Annotated in this window: 20 protein-coding genes and 1 pseudogene; 13 read left to right on the top strand and 8 right to left on the bottom strand. The window is 72.2% G+C overall.

The window, feature by feature from the left end; all coding sequences use genetic code 11:
- Positions 1-106: 106 nt before the first annotated feature.
- The 4 genes from OHA81_RS02955 (at position 107) to OHA81_RS02970 (ending at position 3,280) form a co-directional block, all read left to right on the top strand.
- The gene (locus OHA81_RS02955; protein WP_329192447.1) at positions 107-991 is read left to right on the top strand and encodes an MBL fold metallo-hydrolase; all 885 of its coding nucleotides are present in this window, start codon (positions 107-109) and stop codon (positions 989-991) included.
- 148 nt (positions 992-1,139) lie between these two features.
- Entirely contained in the window at positions 1,140-1,595 is a 456-nt protein-coding gene (locus OHA81_RS02960) for a flavodoxin family protein (protein WP_329192448.1), read from the top strand.
- Between the two features lie 80 nt (positions 1,596-1,675).
- Positions 1,676-1,984: a hypothetical protein gene (locus OHA81_RS02965; protein WP_329192449.1), complete on the top strand. Its 309-nt coding sequence runs from the start codon at positions 1,676-1,678 to the stop codon at positions 1,982-1,984.
- 351 nt (positions 1,985-2,335) lie between these two features.
- Positions 2,336-3,280, top strand: coding sequence for a hypothetical protein (locus OHA81_RS02970; protein WP_329192451.1), 945 nt, complete (start codon positions 2,336-2,338; stop codon positions 3,278-3,280).
- Positions 3,281-3,367: 87 nt separating this feature from the next.
- Here the strand turns inward: OHA81_RS02970 and OHA81_RS02975 are convergent, their stop codons facing one another.
- Complete coding sequence (locus tag OHA81_RS02975; RefSeq protein WP_329192453.1) at positions 3,368-3,646, bottom strand: GlsB/YeaQ/YmgE family stress response membrane protein; 279 nt, start codon at positions 3,644-3,646, stop codon at positions 3,368-3,370.
- 186 nt (positions 3,647-3,832) lie between these two features.
- Between OHA81_RS02975 and OHA81_RS02980 the strand changes: the two genes are divergently transcribed.
- Positions 3,833-4,096, top strand: coding sequence for a DUF4404 family protein (locus OHA81_RS02980; protein WP_329192455.1), 264 nt, complete (start codon positions 3,833-3,835; stop codon positions 4,094-4,096).
- Positions 4,097-4,128: 32 nt separating this feature from the next.
- Here OHA81_RS02980 and OHA81_RS02985 read toward each other — a convergent pair whose 3' ends face one another.
- On the bottom strand, positions 4,129-4,692 hold the full coding sequence (locus tag OHA81_RS02985; RefSeq protein WP_329192457.1) for a nitroreductase family protein: 564 nt from the start codon (positions 4,690-4,692) through the stop codon (positions 4,129-4,131).
- Positions 4,693-4,790: 98 nt separating this feature from the next.
- Positions 4,791-5,462, bottom strand: a complete 672-nt coding sequence (locus OHA81_RS02990) for a MerR family transcriptional regulator (protein ID WP_329192459.1) — start codon at positions 5,460-5,462, stop codon at positions 4,791-4,793.
- Positions 5,463-5,679: 217 nt separating this feature from the next.
- Between OHA81_RS02990 and OHA81_RS02995 the strand changes: the two genes are divergently transcribed.
- Positions 5,680-6,993 (top strand): YhgE/Pip family protein, encoded by a 1,314-nt coding sequence (locus tag OHA81_RS02995; RefSeq protein WP_329192461.1) that lies wholly within the window; start codon positions 5,680-5,682, stop codon positions 6,991-6,993.
- Positions 6,994-7,103: 110 nt separating this feature from the next.
- On the opposite strand, the gene OHA81_RS03000 is transcribed toward OHA81_RS02995, so the two are convergent.
- Positions 7,104-7,331, bottom strand: coding sequence for a DUF2945 domain-containing protein (locus OHA81_RS03000; RefSeq protein WP_329192463.1), 228 nt, complete (start codon positions 7,329-7,331; stop codon positions 7,104-7,106).
- Positions 7,332-7,542: 211 nt separating this feature from the next.
- Between OHA81_RS03000 and OHA81_RS03005 the strand changes: the two genes are divergently transcribed.
- Positions 7,543-8,133 carry a TetR/AcrR family transcriptional regulator gene (locus OHA81_RS03005; protein WP_329192465.1) on the top strand — a complete coding sequence of 197 codons (591 nt, stop codon included), beginning with the start codon at positions 7,543-7,545 and terminating at the stop codon, positions 8,131-8,133.
- Positions 8,133-8,969 carry an alpha/beta fold hydrolase gene (locus tag OHA81_RS03010; protein WP_329192467.1) on the top strand — a complete coding sequence of 279 codons (837 nt, stop codon included), beginning with the start codon at positions 8,133-8,135 and terminating at the stop codon, positions 8,967-8,969. The genes OHA81_RS03005 and OHA81_RS03010 overlap by 1 nt, the downstream gene beginning before the upstream one ends.
- A gap of 26 nt (positions 8,970-8,995) precedes the next feature.
- Here the strand turns inward: OHA81_RS03010 and OHA81_RS03015 are convergent, their stop codons facing one another.
- Both OHA81_RS03015 and OHA81_RS03020 read right to left on the bottom strand, forming a co-directional pair.
- Entirely contained in the window at positions 8,996-9,340 is a 345-nt protein-coding gene (locus tag OHA81_RS03015) for a peptidase inhibitor family I36 protein (protein WP_329192469.1), read from the bottom strand.
- A gap of 145 nt (positions 9,341-9,485) precedes the next feature.
- On the bottom strand, positions 9,486-9,872 hold the full coding sequence (locus tag OHA81_RS03020) for a hypothetical protein (RefSeq protein WP_329192470.1): 387 nt from the start codon (positions 9,870-9,872) through the stop codon (positions 9,486-9,488).
- Between the two features lie 267 nt (positions 9,873-10,139).
- Between OHA81_RS03020 and OHA81_RS03025 the strand changes: the two are divergent.
- Positions 10,140-10,547 (top strand): annotated as a pseudogene (locus OHA81_RS03025) (DUF3995 domain-containing protein); the annotation flags it as partial.
- 48 nt (positions 10,548-10,595) lie between these two features.
- Here OHA81_RS03025 and OHA81_RS03030 read toward each other — a convergent pair.
- Positions 10,596-11,789 carry a cytochrome P450 gene (locus OHA81_RS03030; RefSeq protein WP_329192472.1) on the bottom strand — a complete coding sequence of 398 codons (1,194 nt, stop codon included), beginning with the start codon at positions 11,787-11,789 and terminating at the stop codon, positions 10,596-10,598.
- 125 nt (positions 11,790-11,914) lie between these two features.
- On the opposite strand from OHA81_RS03030, the gene OHA81_RS03035 reads away from it, so the two are divergent.
- Positions 11,915-12,523, top strand: coding sequence for a TetR/AcrR family transcriptional regulator (locus OHA81_RS03035; protein WP_329192474.1), 609 nt, complete (start codon positions 11,915-11,917; stop codon positions 12,521-12,523).
- Between the two features lie 103 nt (positions 12,524-12,626).
- Here OHA81_RS03035 and OHA81_RS03040 read toward each other — a convergent pair whose 3' ends face one another.
- Positions 12,627-13,676, bottom strand: a complete 1,050-nt coding sequence (locus OHA81_RS03040) for a hypothetical protein (protein ID WP_329192476.1) — start codon at positions 13,674-13,676, stop codon at positions 12,627-12,629.
- A gap of 194 nt (positions 13,677-13,870) precedes the next feature.
- On the opposite strand from OHA81_RS03040, the gene OHA81_RS03045 reads away from it, so the two are divergent.
- The 3 genes from OHA81_RS03045 (at position 13,871) to OHA81_RS03055 (ending at position 16,263) form a co-directional block, all read left to right on the top strand.
- Positions 13,871-14,296 carry a MarR family winged helix-turn-helix transcriptional regulator gene (locus OHA81_RS03045; protein ID WP_329201962.1) on the top strand — a complete coding sequence of 142 codons (426 nt, stop codon included), beginning with the start codon at positions 13,871-13,873 and terminating at the stop codon, positions 14,294-14,296.
- Between the two features lie 42 nt (positions 14,297-14,338).
- Positions 14,339-15,658: an aldehyde dehydrogenase family protein gene (locus tag OHA81_RS03050; protein WP_329192478.1), complete on the top strand. Its 1,320-nt coding sequence runs from the start codon at positions 14,339-14,341 to the stop codon at positions 15,656-15,658.
- Positions 15,659-15,732: 74 nt separating this feature from the next.
- Positions 15,733-16,263 (top strand): DoxX family membrane protein, encoded by a 531-nt coding sequence (locus tag OHA81_RS03055; RefSeq protein WP_329192481.1) that lies wholly within the window; start codon positions 15,733-15,735, stop codon positions 16,261-16,263.
- Positions 16,264-16,324: the final 61 nt, after the last annotated feature.

Here is a 16,324-nt window from a genome sequence, read left to right on the forward strand (position 1 = left end):
AGGCAAAACATTTACAGCTTGAATGATTCGAGCTTGATGTTTATGGTTGGCCTCGTCGCCGCCGGGGGGCGGCGGCCGTCTGATGACCGATCACAGGAGGTATTTCATGGGCGACTTGACGGTGCAGCGCGACGAACGCCTGCGCAGGCCGGCGGGGATCCGGTCGATACGGCTCGGCGACACGAAGGTTTCGTACGTTCCGGATGGCGACGTGCGCTTCCGGCCCCTGGAACTGCTCCAGGACACCACCGACGAGGTGTGGGCCGCACACCCGGAGTACGTGGACGCCACCGGCCACCTCGTGGGGAGCGTCGGCGCCCTGCTGGTGGAGCACGGCGATCGCGCGCTGCTGATCGACGCCGGCATCGGCCCGCAGACGTTCGAGGCTCCGGACGGCCCCCTTTCCGTGATCCGCGGAGGCGCGCTCCCGCAGGGCCTGGGCGACCTCGGCCGCCGCCCCGAGGACATCGAAGCGGTGGCCTTCACCCACCTCCACCCGGACCACCTCGGCTGGGCCTGCCTCCCCTCCCCCGGCACGGACCGGCTCGCGTTCGGCCACGCCGACTACCTGATCTCCGGGCCGGAGTGGGAGCGGCGAGACGTCCTGGAGGAGGGGGGCATGAGCGAGCAGGTCGCCGCTCTCGCACCGCGCGTGCGCACCATCGCGGACGGGCAGGAGGTCTTCCCCGGCGTACGTGTCCGGATCACCCCCGGTCACACCCACGGGCATGCCGAGTACGTCATCACCGGGGGCGGGCGGCGTCTGATCGCCTTCGGCGACGCCGCGCACTCCCCGGTCCAGATCGACCACCCCGAATGGTCCGCGGCCTTCGACCACGACGGCGCCCGGACCGCCGACCACCGCCGTCGCCTCGTCGCCGAGCTGGCGAAGCCCGGCACGATCGGCTTCGGCGTCCACTTCGCCGACGTGGTGTTCGGACGCGTCGAGCGCGACGGCGACGGACCGGCCTGGCGGCCCGTGGACGCCTGACCCCCGTCCGGGACGGCCGCGGAGAAGCGCTGTGGGCCCGTACCGGTCGCCGTACCGGTACGAGGTGGCGGCCCGTCGCCACCGGGGGTGTCACATCCGGCGGTGCTGCGCTGTCCTCGCTGCAGGAGCGAGAGAAGGGATCAGCACCATGAAGACCGTCATCGTGTGCGCCTCCGTGATGCACGGCAACACGCGTCGTGTCGCCGACGTCATGGCCCAGGCGCTGGGCGGGGCCGACGTCGTGCCCCCCGAGGAGGCCGATCTGACGGCGCTGGCCGGCGCGGACCTCGTGGGCTTCGGCTCGGGCGTCTTCTACGGCAGGCTGCACCCCCGGCTGACCGATTTCGTCAGGGCCCTTCCCCCCGGGCGGGGCCGGGCGTTCGTGTTCGCCACCAGTGGGCTGCCGGAGATCCCGCCGGCGCCGTTCACCCGCCCCGTGATCCGGCTCCTCGAAGGCAAGGGGTTCACGGTCGACGGGAGCTTCTCGTGCCGGGCGTTCGACACCTGGGCGCCGTTCAAGCTGATCGGTGGGCTCAACAAGCAGCGCCCGCACGCCGGCGACCTGGCCGCCGCGCGGAGGTTCGCCGAGCGGCTTCGGGTCTGAGGGGCACCGGCGTCGCACCGGCGGTATGAGTAACCGCTCGGTGCCTGGGCAGGGGCCGGGTGAGGTAGCAGGAGGACGCCATGGCAGACGGCGTATCGCATGCCGCAGGTCCCGGAAAACCGCCCGGGTCGCAGTCCACCACGGTCACGCCCGATCACGTCCGGGCCTTGCTGGAGCACGCGGGCGAGGAGCGGGTTCTCATCGTGATCCAGGGCCGGGTGGAGGTCGTGCCGGCCGCCCGATTGCAGGAGCCCGCGTACGAGGGCGCCCTGGAAGTCGCCTCCACACGGGACCTGGACGCGATGTCTGCCCTCAGCCCGCCGCAAAAGGCCGATCCCGAGGTGCTGGCCTCCGTGCTGCAGGCCGCGGTGACGCGGCTCGGCGCCTGAGGAGCCGCGGGCATCCGGCTCACCCGGTGTTCCGACGGAGAGGTAAGGGGGCGGTGGGGGGGCGGTGGCATCCATGCCGGCGCCCCGAGTGGGCAGATCACTCCGGGCGTGGAGGGCCGGCGGTCGGCGGGGGCTGGCCGACAGAACCGGGCTGGTCGATCCCTTCAACCCTCCCACAATCCGGCCCGTCGCGAGCAGCGCCGCCACCACCCCGGACGCCGCACCCGCACGGGCGGACCCGCGGCGTCCGGAGGGTCTCCCTGCGCGCCGTCACCCGACCTGATCCACGACTCGGGTATCACCGTGGTGGATGCGACGTGGTCGGGCAGGTCGGGAAGGTGACTGGTGGACGTGGACCGACATCCGGGACTCGAAGCGGCGAAGGCGGCGATCCGCGCGCTGCCCCCGAGGTGGACGGCGGCCTCGGAACGGGCGGCCGGCGGGCTGTGGCGACTGCCGAGGGCGGCAGATGCCGTGGAGCACGCCTTGGTGGAGGGAGAGGAGGGGCTGCGCGAGCGTGGCTGGGTGATGGTGCGCGCCCGGGTGACGGAGGAGATCGGCTCGGGGCGGGACTGGACGCGGGAGGCCGCGGCATGGCTCGCGCGGGGAGCGGCGACCTGGCGCGAGTCCGCCCGTGTGACGGGCGATCTCGCGTGGCGGGCGCGGGCCGAGGGGTTCAGCGCCCTGCTGTTCCTGGACGAGGCCTACGTGACCACGCTGGATCCGGACACCGCGCTGGGGCGGGGTCTGTGGCACTGCTTCCTGACGACGCTGCGGTACGACTTCCGCTGCGTGGCCATCGAGGAGTTCTTCGACGCACTGCCGGCCGGCCGTGACCGCACGGACCCGTACACCGATTCCCTGCGTGCCTTCGCCCTGCTCGGGCGCTCGCGGACGGAGGGGCTGGCGCTGATGGAAGCGGTGGTGGCCCGGGCGGGTGACGAGGACAAGGTGGTCCACGCGTTGCTGCACGGGCTGTGGCTCGGGGAGAACCTCCCCCGTCAGGCGTCGCTGATGCTGGACCTGCTGGAGGCCTCCGCCTTCTCCGGAGGCCTGCTGGGGCCGGAAGCCCTGTTCCGCAAGGCGGGGGCGCTGCGCAGGCTGCGGCAGTACGAGCCCGCGCTGGCGGCCGTTCAGAGCGCGATCGACTGCCTCGATCCCGGCGAGGTCGTCGTGCACGCCGACTGCGTCCGCGAGCGGTCCCTGATCCTGGCGGAGCGCAGCCTGCACGCCCTCGCGGGCGTCTCCGCCGAGCGCAGCGGGCCCGGCGGTGGCGGTGGGGAGGGCGGCCGGTAGCGGATGCGGGTCCGCGGGGAAACGAAACGGCTCCGCCTTCGGGGGAAGGGGAGCCGTTTCCGTATGAAGTGCGGTGCCGTACGTGACTCAGGCGTGGCTGTGGTGGTGCCGGTTACCGGTGACCAGCCGGTAGACGGCCAGGAGGATGACGGAACCGACGATGGCGGCGACCCAGGTGGACAGGTCGAAGAAGCCGTCGATGGAGTCGACGCCGAAGATCACCTTGCCGAGCCAGCCGCCGAGCAGACCGCCCGCGATACCGATGAGCATGGTGATGATGATGCCGCCAGGGTCCTTGCCCGGCATGATCGCCTTGGCGATGAGGCCCGCGAGCAGCCCTATGAGAATCCAAGCGAGAATGCCCATGATCCGTCTCCTACCTCGATGTATAAGGCTGTTGTCAACGATCGTCTGCACCGAGAGCGCACTTTCAAACCTCCCCGTTTGCTGATCGTTCCGCCGGAGTCCGGGCAGTGGAGTCCCTGTCGGTCCGCGTCGCGGAGGATCCCGCGGCCGGGACCGGGCCTTGGACGTCGAACGAGGGAGGACCCCATGTCCGTGCAGGACCTGCGCGACCAACTCCGGTCGCTGCGCAAGCAGCTCGAAGAGCAGCCGGCCCTTACGCTGCGGGAGCGCGACGACATACACGCGCTGATCGACAGGATCGAAGACCGGCTCCGGACCGGTGACGCCGCCTCCCACTCCGGTCTCACCGGTGGGGTGACGCGTGCGGCGGAACGCTTCGAAGCCGGCCATCCCAAGGTGGCCGGGACCCTGCGCAGCATCGGCGTGGCGCTGGCCAACATCGGCATCTGACACACCGCCCCGCGGCGGCGGGGGCGCGTGGGTCACTGCGCCGGCGTCGACCAGGGCGCGGTCCGGAGGTCGTCGGCGCTGCGCCGCTGCCTCACCACTGAGGGCTCGTCGGCCGCCTTCCCCACGGCGATCATGGAAACGATCGCCCAACCGGGGTTGGGCCGCAGCTCCTCGGTGAGGGCTTCGAGGTCGAAGGCCCGGAACTGATGGGTGGCCAGCCCCAACGCCTGGGCCTGGACGGTGAGGTGGGCGACGGCCTGCCCAAGGTCGTAGTCGGCGAACTCGGAGTAGAGGAGCGGCGAGTCGTCCACGTAGCGGCGGGTCAGCGCGACGACGAGCAGGCCTGCGTCCTTCGCCCACCGCAAGGAACTGGGCGCGAGGTGCGGCAGCACCCGTGCGTGGTCCGGTTCGCCGGGGCGGGCGGGGAGGAAGCCCCACGGTTGCGCGTTCCCGGCGGAGGGAGCCCAGCGGGCGGCTTCGAGCAGCGCGTGGAGGGCGTCGTCGTCCACGCGGCCGGACGGGTCGAACGCGTAGGGGCTGAACCGGTCGGCCAGAAGGGGGTGCACCAGGTCGGTCCGCACGGGATCAGGAAGCATGCCCGGTACAACTGCGCGCCGCCGTGATCCATTTCCTCGACGGCCGGGACCGGGCTCCGCCCACGGACGGTGGGCTGGGGGGGACGGGCGCCAGGGGGCTACGGGGCCGGTGCGGCCCCGGCGCCGTCGTCCGCGACCCGGCGGCGGACCTGGTTCTCCTGGGCGAGGCGCCGTAGCAGCTCGAACACCGGGGCGCAGATCGCGAAGACGATGACCGCCCGCTCGGCCAGGGCCACCGGGTCGTCGACACCGGCCGCCCGCTCCAGGTCCAGCCGGGCCACCGACTCGGCCAGCCTCGCGTAGGCGGCGAGCTCGTCCGGGGCGTACTGGGCGTCCAGCCGCCGCAGTTCTTTCAGTGCCGCCGTCAGGCCCTGCACGTGCGGTGAGGTGTCGGGCGCCTGCCAGTCGAGGTCCGCCAGCAGCTCCGCCACCTCGGCCCCGGCGGTCGCGTCGGCCTCGGCTTCCTCCTCGGGGGCGGTGGCGCGCTGGGCCGCCACCGGCACCGGAAGGGCGTAGCTGATCGCTCCGAGGGCGCCCTCGGAGCTGTCGGCCTGGTCGACGGCGCCGAGCACGTCGCGGGTGGCGGCGATGGACAGGCCGCCGAGCTTGGTCAGTGCCTTGATCAACCGCAGCCGCTGCACGTGCTCCTCGCCGTACTCGGCCAGCGTGGCGGCGGTCGCCCGGCCCGCGGGCAACAGGCCTTGTCGCAGGAAGTACTTGATGCTGGCGACCGGCACGCCCGTCCGCCGGCTGAGCTCCGAGATCTTCATGCGGCTTCCCTGCTGGTCATGCGGTCCGGTATCGGTGACCGGCGATTGGACACCACTACAAGATACTGCCAATATCCAGTAGCTAGATACCTTGAGTATCCAGCCAGGGGCCATCACTCGTCCCACACGTTTCACACACGCCTCACGCGTCACACCACACACACCACACACACCGCACGCACCACACCGCACCGCACCGCCTCGCACCGGAGAATCGATGCCTCACCCCACTCCCCCCTCCGTGCTCCGCCGCCCACAGCTGTGGATCGGAACGGGACTGATCGCCGCAGTGGTCTCGATGTTGTTCGCCCTGCTCTACGTGGGCGGCAACGTCAACCCCAGGGGCAACCTGCGCGACCTGCCCGTGGCCCTCGTCAACGCGGACAGCGGCGCCGACGTCAACGGCCACCGCGTCAACATGGGCCGGCAGATCGTCTCGGGGATACAGAAGGCCGCCGGGGCCGACAAGAGCATCGACTGGCAGGTCGTCAGCCGTGAGGAAGCCGACAAGCGGCTGGGCCGGGGCAAGGTCTTCGGCGCCCTCGTCATACCCAAGGACTTCTCGGCCACGGTGACCGCGCTCGGCGCGCCCCAGCCCGCCACCCAGGACAAGGCCGTCCCGCCGACCCTGACCGTGCTGACGAACCAGGCCGCCGGCAGCATCGGCTCCTCCATGTCCTCCCAGGCCGCCCAGAAGGCCGCCCACGCGGCCTCCGCCCAGCTCGGCCAGGAACTCCTCAAGCAGGCCGCAGCCCAGAAGGCCCCGCTGCCGACGGCCGCGCAGCTCAAGCTGGCCGACCCGGTGACCGTGAACGTCGCGGACGGCCACCCCCTCGGCTCCCGCAGCGCCATGGGCCTGAGCGCCTTCTACTACGCACTGGTCCTGGTCGTCTGCGGCATGCTCGGCGCCAACGTCGTGAACTCCCAGGTCGATACCGCGCTCGGCTACCTGCACACCGATTTCGGCCCGTTCCGCAAGCGTGAACCCGTCCAGCACACCAGTCGCGTCCGTACCCTGGCCATCGGCATGGCGCTGATGCTCGGCCTGTCACTGGTCATGGGCACCCTGGTCGAGGTCGCCACGGTCGGCATCCTCGACATGGACGCCTCCCACCTCGGCCTGCTGTGGCTGTACTCGGTCTCCACCATCGCGGTCGTCGGCGTCGGCAGCCTGGCCCTGTTCGCGGCCTTCGGCACCCCCGGCATGCTGCTGGCCACGATCGTCTTCGTCGCGATGGCCGTCCCCTCCTCCGGCGCCACCGTGCCGGTCCAGGCGCTGCCCGGCTTCTTCCGCGCGCTGGCCGAGTTCGAGCCGCTGCGCCAGATCACCGAGGGCCTGCGCTCGCTGCTGTACTACGGGGCGCAGGCCGACGCGGGCCTGACGCGGGCGTGGGCCTCGATGGGGGTCGCCCTCGTCGCCGCGCTGGTCTTCGGCTTCGCCGTCACCCGCCTCTACGACCGCAGGGGGCTGCACCGCATCCCCCACCCCGACGCCGACGCCGAGGCCGGGGTCGCGGTGCAGGTCTCCTGATCGGGACGTACGTTCCCGCCGTCCGCACAGGCCGCCGGCCCGGCGAAGTCCGCCGGGCCGGCGGCCTGTGCGCGTGACGCCCGGGCGGCGGTCCGCGTCGCTCGCGCCGATCAGCCGTCCTTGCCGCGCTTGCGCAGCGACTGCGGCTTGTGGACGGCCCTGCGGCCGGACTTGCCGCTTTCCACCTCGTACTGCGGCTCGTCCTTCGAGGCGTCGACGATGCGGCCTGCCGCCTTCGTACGCTTGGCGATCTTCTTCTTGACTTCCCCGGACACGGTCTTCCCGTGGCTGCTCCAGGAGACCTTGTCGCCGGGGCCGAGCTTGTCGTCCTTGGCCATGGCAGCTTCCTCCTCCGTTCGCCCTCACCGATCCCGGTCCTGATCATGCTGTTCGGTGCCGGCCGCGGCCGCAACCGCGCGCAGCGTGTCGGACTGGGACGTGCGGACGAGTCCGGCGTGACGTGACGCGACCTGTGGCGGGGCCTTATTCGGTTGCTCTTCCTAGGGGCCCTAGGTTAAACCTAGGACCCCTAGGAAAACGGGAGGGTGCATGGCGCGCGCAGGGTTGACGGCGGAGCGGGTGACGATCGCCGGCGCGGAGCTGGCGGACGACGTCGGGCTTGATCAGGTGACCATGTCGCAGGTGGCACGCCGGCTCGGCGTGAAGGACGCGAGCCTCTACACGCACGTGCGCGGCCTGGAGGATCTGCGGGGACGGATCGCGCTGCTCGCGGCGGACGAGAAGACCATGCGGCTCGCGGAGGCGACCGCCGGACGGGCCGGCAAGGAGGCACTGGTCGCGTATGCCAACACGTGGCGGGAGTACGCCCGTTCGCACCCGGGCCGCTACACGGCCACCCAGATCCCGATCCGGATCGACCCCGAGCTGGCCGCGAAGGCACCCGGTCCGCGGCGGGCGGTCGAGCTGACCTACGGCATGCTGCGCGGCTACGGACTGGCCGAGCCGGACCTGACCGACGCGGTCCGGCTGCTGCGCAGCACGTTCCACGGGTTCGTCGCGTTGGAGGCGGCGGGCGGATTCGCGCACGAGCGGTCGCCGCAGCACTCCTGGCTCCGCGCGCTCGACGCCCTACACACGCTCCTGGAGCACTGGCCCCCGTCCCGAGAAGGAGACTCCTGATGACCGACCCGACCAGCGGCACCCTGCGCGTGCACGGCGCGACCCTGCACTACGAAGTCCGCGGCCAGGGGCCGCTGTTGCTGCTGATTCCCGGCGGGGCGGGCGACGCCGCCTCCTTCGACGGCATGGCCGACGACCTGGCCGCCGAGTACACCGTCGCGACCTACGACCCGCGCGGCATGTCCCGGAGCACGTTGGACGACACCGAGGCCGAGCAGCGGGTGGACCAGCACGCCGACGACGCGTTCCGCGTGCTGGACCTGCTGTCCCCCGGCGAGCCCGCCCGGGTGTTCGGCGCCAGCTCGGGTGCCATCGTCGCCCTGCACCTCCTCACCGCCCACCCCGAACGCGTGGAACGTGTCGTGGCGCATGAGCCGCCGGTGGTGGAGGTCCTGCCCGACGCCCCACGGCACCGCGCGCTCATCGCGCGTGTCCAGGAGACCTTGCGCAGCCAGGGGCTGATGCCGGCGATGGCCGTGTTCGCCGCCGGTCTGAGGAAGGACGGCGACTCCACCGGCCCGAAGGCCGGGATCGAGCTTCCGCCGCAGGCAGCGGCGCGGGCCGAGCGAACGATGGCCAACCTGCCGTACTTCGTCGGGCGCATCGTGCCGAGCTTCATGTCCTACGTCCCGGATACCGGGCGACTGGAGGCCGTGTCGGACCGGCTCGTGCTGGCCTGCGGCGACGATTCGCGCGGCGAGCTGCCCTACCGTCCGGCCGCTCTCCTGGCCGAGCGCCTCGGCACGGAACTCCGTCACTTTCCCGGTGGCCACACCGGCCTCACCACGCACCCGGCCCAGTTCGGCGAAGTGCTCGGCAAGGTCCTCCGCGCGTAACCGCACCAGCCGCGCAGCTCCCAGGGTCAGCAGTTGTCACCGACCGCATCCATCTTTGACCCGAAGCGCGAACCGTAGTTGCTGCCGTAGTCGCCCTTGCGGACCGAGTGGCACTCCTTGCCCTTCGCCCAGTCGATGAACGCGCCGGTCCTGTTGGCCCGGAAGGAGTAGACGTGGTCGACGAACTTGCCGGGCAGGTCCACATAGCCGCCCCGCCACACGTAGAGGTCACCGGTCCCGTCCTGGAACCTCCACAAGCAGATGGCATTGCTCGGGCATGCCGGCAGCGCCTGAGCAGGCGTCGTGGTGCCGAGTGCGGTCAGTACCGCAGCGCCGAAGACCAGCAGGGTGCGCAGGTGACGTGTCCTCATCCGTTCCTCCTCGCCGAGGCCGATCCTCCCATCGTCCTCGGCGGGGGCAAGAAGCGTGGGACGACGGGGACATCCACACGCGTTCTGCGAAAATCCATAGGATCTTCAACGTTTGCCCACGAACCGGCCACACCGCCCGGGCCGGTCAGGCGGAGGTGAAGAGGTCGTCCCGTGCGCCGTCGAGGACGAAGCCGTTGTCGAAGCGGACCCGGACCATCACGCCCGCGCCCCGCTCCTGGTGGGCGGCCCACGCGGGCTCCAGGGAGCGGACCTCTTCCTCCAGTTGCCTCCTGCTCTCCGGTGGCATGTCGTGGCCGAAGGAATCGAGGAGGGACTTGAGCCGCTCGTATTCGCGGACTTCCCGGCCCGGATCCCGCTCCTCGACCACCCGGTCGACGGTTCCCCCGGTCCCGGCCGCCAGCGCCAGGAAGCCGGCGACGGGCCCCGCCGCCGCCCCCTCGGCCATGACGACCGCGTCGGCCAGCCCGATGTCCACGGCCAGCGCGACCCGCTGACCCTCCTTCAGTGTCATGACCCTTCCCTCTCTTGATGCGCTACGGGATGCCTGCCCGTCGGCCGCGCCACCGCCCGCCGTCGAGCGACGGCCACACCAGACCGGGGCGAGCCATTATCCGTCGGCGGGCCGGTGGGGTTGCGGGTGGGTACAGTCGCTGCCGAACGGGTCGGCTGCCGGGGGAGCGGCGTGGGTATGCGGAGGCATCCGCGGGGGGTGTGGGGGTGTCTCGCCTGCCTGTGGGCGGCTTCCTTCGGGGGGCTCCACTTCTAATGGGCGCTCGGTGGCAGCCGCGGCCTCGGGGTTTCGGCAGGAGGCAGACTGGCCGCTGAGCGGCCGCTGTGGTTCGTTGCCGCCGGCCTGTGGGGTGTCGGGGCGCTGTGCCTGGCGGGCGGCCTGCTGGGGTGGGTACTGGTCCGCCGGCGGCTCCGAGGGCGTTGCGGGCAGTTGGTGAGGTGGGCCAGCTGGGGGGTGGCCGCGCTGCTCCTCGTGCGCGCCGTCGGCGTCGAGGTCCTGCTCCTGACCGACGCGACGCACGTGGACGCCTCCCTCAGCGCCGGGCAGCGGTTGTGGACGTTGGCGCTGTGGAACCCCTGGTTCGCCGTCGGTGGTGCGGCATTCGCCGGCGCAGCCTTCGCAGCCGGCCGGTGTCCGTCCTCGGAGCCCGCCCGGCCCACCCGAACCGCCCCGTGACCTCTCGCCCCGCCGGGGGGCCCGGCCGTACCGCCCGCGTCGCGGCGCTCACCACCCGATCGGCATGGCGCGCGGCCCGCGCACCAGCATTTCGGTCTTCCACGTGATGTCGCCGACGACCTCGAGGCCGGGGAAGCGCAGGAGGAGCGCGCCCAGCGCCTCCTGGAGTTCCATGCGGGCCAGCTGGGCCCCCAGGCAGTGGTGGACGCCGTGGCCGAAACCGAGGTGCTGGTTGGCCGGGCGCCGGATGTCGAGGACACCGGGGGCGGTGAAGCGCAGTGCGTCGCGGTTGGCGGCGCCGGTCGCGACCAGCAGCGGGTCTCCGGCTTTGACGAGGGTACCGCCGACCTCGATGTCCTCGGTGGCGTACCGGGCCTGGCCGGCCCCGCTGCCCAGCGGCACGAACCGCAGCAGCTCCTCCACCGCCGTCGCGATCAGGGCGGGGTTCTGCCGCAGCAGCGCGAGCTGGTCCGGGTGGTCGAGCAGGGTGAGGACGAAGTTCGGGATCTGGGAGGCCGTCGTTTCGTGGCCGGCCACCAGGACCGCCACGCACAGGTCGATGAGCTCCAGCTCGGAGAGCCGGTCGCCGTCGCCGTCCCGGGCTTCGATGAGCGCCGTCATCAGGTCGTCCTGCGGGTCCCGGCGGTGGTGGCCGATGAGTTCGGCCATGTACGAGCGCAGTTCCTCGCGGTTGGCGTCGAACTCCTCGGCCGTCAGCGAGCTGGTCGACAGGGCGGCGTCGCTCCATGCCCGGAAGCGCGGCCGGTCCACGACCGGCACGCCCAGCAGGCGGCAGATCACGGCGACGGGGATGGGCAGCGCGTAGCGGTCGACGAGGTCGACGGGAGGCCCGGCCGCTTCCAGTTCGTCGAGCAGCTCGGCGGTGAGCGCGCGTACCTGGGGGCGGAGCCTTTCGACCTGCCGGACGGTGAACGCCTTGGCGACGAGGGACCGCAGCCGGGTGTGGTCGGGCGGGTCCATGCCCAGGATCCCGCTGTCGGTGCGGCCTTCGGACTGGCGGGGTTCGTCGTGGGTGCCGGCCGCCGCGCGGCTGAAGCGGGCGTCGCCCAGCACGAGGCGGGCGTCCGCGTAGCGCGTGACCAGCCAGGCGGGCTCTCCGTAGGGCATCTGCACGCGTAACAGGCCGGGCCGGTCGCGTACGCGCTCGTACTCCTCGGCCAGCTGGAGTCCCTCGGCGGTGTTGAAGGGGTAGGCGAGGGCGGTGGTGCCGGTGCTCGTCACTTCGGCCTCCCGGACGCGGGTGGTAAGCAGCTGCTTACAACGTAGGACGAGCCGTCCGGCGGGTCAACGCCCGTTTGTGGCCGTTATCCTGACGGGCCTTCGGCCCCTCGGAGAGGAGCATCAGCGTGGACGGATCGCCCCGGCCCCAGCCCACGGAGCACCCCCGGAACGCCGCGGCCACCCGTCTGCGGCTGCTCGAAGCCGCAGCCGACCTGTTCGCCGAACGGGGCTACGCGCGCACCACGGTCCGGGCGATAGCCGAGCGTGCCGGAGCCAACCAGGCGCTCCTGTTCCGCTATTTCGGCACCAAGCACGGGCTGTTGACGGAAGTCGTCGCCCGAGGTGGCCTGGAGCAACTGCACGCGACCGCGCCTCAAGACCTGTTCGAGACGGCGCTGCGTTCGCTGCTGACGCGCAGCGCGGCGGGGACCGACCGCTCCCTGGAGGTGTACCTGCGGTCCGTCGGGCGGGGCGACGAGGCCAGCGGGACCCTGCGGGAGCTGGGCGCGGCGTACCAGAAGGCGCTGGCCCGGCTCTCCGCCTCCGATGACGGGGCCCTGCGCGCCGACCTGGCGATGGCCTGGCTGCTGGGAATCGGCCTGATGCGGACGGTCGCCCCACGCGAGCCCCTCGCCGGCGCCGATCCGGACACCGTCTGCCGGCTCGTGCTGGCCGCCCTCGACCGGTTCTGGACCGCGCCGGGGGACGGGCCGCGCCGGGGCGCCGGCGATTAGCGAACAGGGTGCTCCGGCCGGCCGGGACGGGCGCGCTCCGGCCGGCCGGGACGGGCACGCTCCGGCCGGGACGGCAGCCGGGGCCCCTCGCGAAGAGCGCGCCTCACACGCCGACCGCCTCTTCCATCTCCTCCTCTTCCGCCTCGGCGGCAGGCGTCTCGCCGACGGTTCGACGGCGTTCGGCGAGCCCGGCCGCGGCAGTGAGCGCCAGGCCGAGCAGCAGCCAGACGGAGAGGGTGCCCACCTGGTGGGAGAGGCCGTCGTTGCCGAAGTAGACGAGGCTGCGCAGGCCGTCGACGTACCCGGCGCCGTTCCAGAAGGCGTGCAGTGAGCCGAAGAAGCCGTTCTGCAGCTCGGGCCGGAACAGTCCCCCGGAGCTGGTGAAGTTGAGCATCACGAAGAGCACCATCATGGCCAGCGTCGTCCAGCGCCGCAGGAACGTGTGCAGTCCGACCCCGATGAAGAGGATGCCCGCGGAGTAGAGCCAGCTCAGGCCCCAGACCCCGGCCAGGCCGTGGTGGGCGAGGTGGAAGACCGGCCCGGCGAGCAGCGCGCCGATCACACTGACGACTCCCGAGACGCCTACGGCGAGCAGGGCGCGGCCGCGCATGCGCAGGGCGGCGCCCGCGCCGCCGAGGACCGCGACCGAGGCGTAGGAGCCGATGCTGACCGCGACGAGCAGGAAGAACAGGCCCTGGCCGGTCGGGTCGTCGGCGACGGTACCGGCGACGTCGGTCACCTTGAGCGGCAGGCCCTGCCGGGCAGCGACCGGAGTGAAGACCTTCTCCGCCACGGTGGCGCTCGTGTCGGAGGCGGCGCTGGCGACGATCAGCTCGGGGGCCGTGTCGCTCGGTACGTAGGCGCCTGCGATGCGGCGGGCCTTGAGCTCGTCGACGGCATCGGCGCGACGGGCGAGCGTGCGTACGTCGAGCGCGTCGCCGGCGCCGTCCTTGACCGTCTGGGCGAAAACCATCGCCCGGGGCCCCTCGCCCACGACGGCGACCGGCAGGTGGTGGGGCTCCGGGTGGACGAAGGCGCCCATGTAGGCGAGGCCCATGCCGAGGCACATCAGCAGCGGGGTCAGCAGATGGGTGAGCACGTGGCGCAGCGCGGGGTCCGCGGCGTGGTGGTGTGCGGATGTGCGGCCGGACATGCGACAGACCTCCGGTGTCGGCGGGCGGCGGGGCGGGCCCCGCGGCCGCCAAATATAGTTGGCATATACAACTTCCCTTACAGTTGTACTATACAACTAGACGGAAGGAGGTCGGCGTGACCACGGACACAGCAGGCGCCGCCCGGCCCGAAGACGAGCGCCGGGCAGCCGCCGTCGAAACGATTCAGCGCGAGATGACCGCGTTCGCCCGGCGGGCCCGGTCGGCAGCCGCGCGGATGCACCCAGAACTCTCCTTGGTGTCGTTCACCTTGCTCAGCCATCTGGAGGAGCGCGCCGGCTGCCGGGCCTCCGACCTCGCCGCCCACTACGCGCTGGACAAGTCGACGGTGAGCCGCCAGGTCGCCGCCCTGGAGCGGGCCGGGCTGGTGGTGCGGCGCACCGACCCGGAGGACCATCGGGTACACGTACTGGAACTCTCCCCCGCGGGCGCCGCGACCCTGGCGAGGACGGTCAGGGAGCGGCGGGCCATGTTCGACGAGCGGCTCGCGGACTGGCACCCCGACGACCTCGACCGCTTCGCCGCCTACCTGCTCCGCTACAACGAGCAGCCCGCTCACGAGCGGCCCGCGCACCCGCCGGGAATGCCGCCCGGTAATTAGTTGCTAAATACATCGGAACCCGTGCTACCCCAGGAGACACGCATGTCGGACCAGCCCCAGGAAAAGCCCGCGGACGTCGTCGCACGGCTGCGCGCCGCCTTCGACACCGGCCGGACGAAGTGCCTGGCGTGGCGCACCGGCCAGCTCGAAGCGCTACGGACGCTGCTGACCGAGCGGGGTGACGAGCTGGCCGCCGCGCTCCACGGCGACCTCGGCAAGAGCCGCGCGGAGGCCTACCGCACCGAGATCGACTTCACCGTGCGGGAGATCGACCACACCCTGGAGCACCTGGCGCAGTGGCTGCAGCCGCAGCCGGCCCCGGTACCCGAGCGGCTCAGCCCCGCCGTCGCCCACACCGTGCAGGACCCGCTCGGCGTGGTGCTCGTCATCGCCCCCTGGAACTACCCCGTCCAGCTGCTGCTCTCCCCGGTCGTCGGCGCGCTGGCCGCCGGCAACTGCGTCGTCGTCAAACCCAGCGAACTGGCGCCCGCCACCTCCCGCGCCGTCGCCGGTCTCCTGCCGCGCTACCTGGACCGCGAGGCGGTGGCCGTCGTGGAGGGCGCGGTGGCCGAGACCACCGACCTGCTGGCGCAGCGGTTCGACCACATCTTCTACACGGGCAACGGCCGGGTCGGCCGGGTCGTCATGCGGGCCGCCGCCGAGAACCTCACGCCCGTCACGCTCGAACTCGGCGGCAAGTCGCCCGCCTTCGTCGACCGCGGCACGGACCTGGGCGTCGTGGCGGCCCGGCTGGCGTCCACCAAGTTCATGAACGCCGGCCAGACGTGTGTCGCTCCCGACTACGTCCTGACCGACCCCGAGACCGCCAGGGAACTGGAGAAGGCCCTGGCCGAGGCCGTGCGCGCGATGTACGGGGACGACCCCGCGACGTCCCCGGACTACGGCCGGATCATCAACGAGCGGCACTTCGACCGGCTGACGGGCCTGCTCGATTCCGGCCGCGTCGTCACCGGCGGCACCCACGACCGCGCCGACCGCTACATCGCCCCGACGGTCCTGGCGGAGGTGGCGCCCGACTCCCCCGTCATGCGCGAGGAGATCTTCGGCCCGATCCTGCCGGTGGTCGAGGTGCCCGGACTGGACGAGGCCATCGCCTTTATCCGCGACCGGGACAAGCCCCTGGCGCTGTACGCCTTCACCGAATCCGACACCACGCGCAAGCGACTGACCCGGGAGACCTCCTCGGGCGGCCTGACGTTCGGACTGCCCGTGGCCCACCTCACGATCTCCGACCTGCCCTTCGGCGGGGTGGGCGAGAGCGGCATGGGCAGCTACCACGGCCGCTACTCCCTGGACACGTTCAGCCACCGCAAGGCCGTTCTGGACAAGCCCCTGAACTGACGCCGGGGCCGGCCCGCCGGTGCGCTCGAGCGATCCGGCCGGATGGACGCGCCGAGCCGGGGCACCCGGGTGGCATGGCTGTCCTTCGAAAGCTCGCCCGCCCCCTGCTGGCCGCCCCGTTCGTCACCGGCGGGCTGCGCACCCTGCGCCGCCCCGAGGCCGTGGCGGAACTCGCCCAACCCGTCGTACGGGCGGTCGGGAAACGCATCCCGGCGTTCGCCGGGGACCCGATGAAACTGGTACGCGTCAACAGCGCGGTCCAGGCCGGGGCCGGCCTGCTGTTCGCGACGGGGCGTGCGCCCCGTCTGGCCGCGCTGACGCTCGCCGCCACCCTGGTACCGACCACCCTCATCGACCACGCCTTCTGGACGGTGGAGGACCCGGAGGAGCGTGCACGCCGGCGCGCCCACTTCATGACGGACCTCTCCGCACTGGGAGGGCTGCTCATCGCCGCCGCGGACACCCACGGCAAGCCCTCGCTCGCCTACCGGTCCCGGCACGCGCTCGACCACCGGCATCCGGTGCGGGCCGTCCGCCGCCCCGTCGAGGCGGCCGCGGCGAGTACCACCGCCCGCGTCAAGGCCGCGGCGCACGGTTCCCGCTGAGCCCCGTGGCAGACGACCGCGACACCGCCAGGCCCGGGTCCCCCCGGCCCGCCGCGCCCGG

This window comes from Streptomyces sp. NBC_00667, from assembly GCF_036226825.1.
GTDB lineage: Bacteria > Actinomycetota > Actinomycetes > Streptomycetales > Streptomycetaceae > Streptomyces.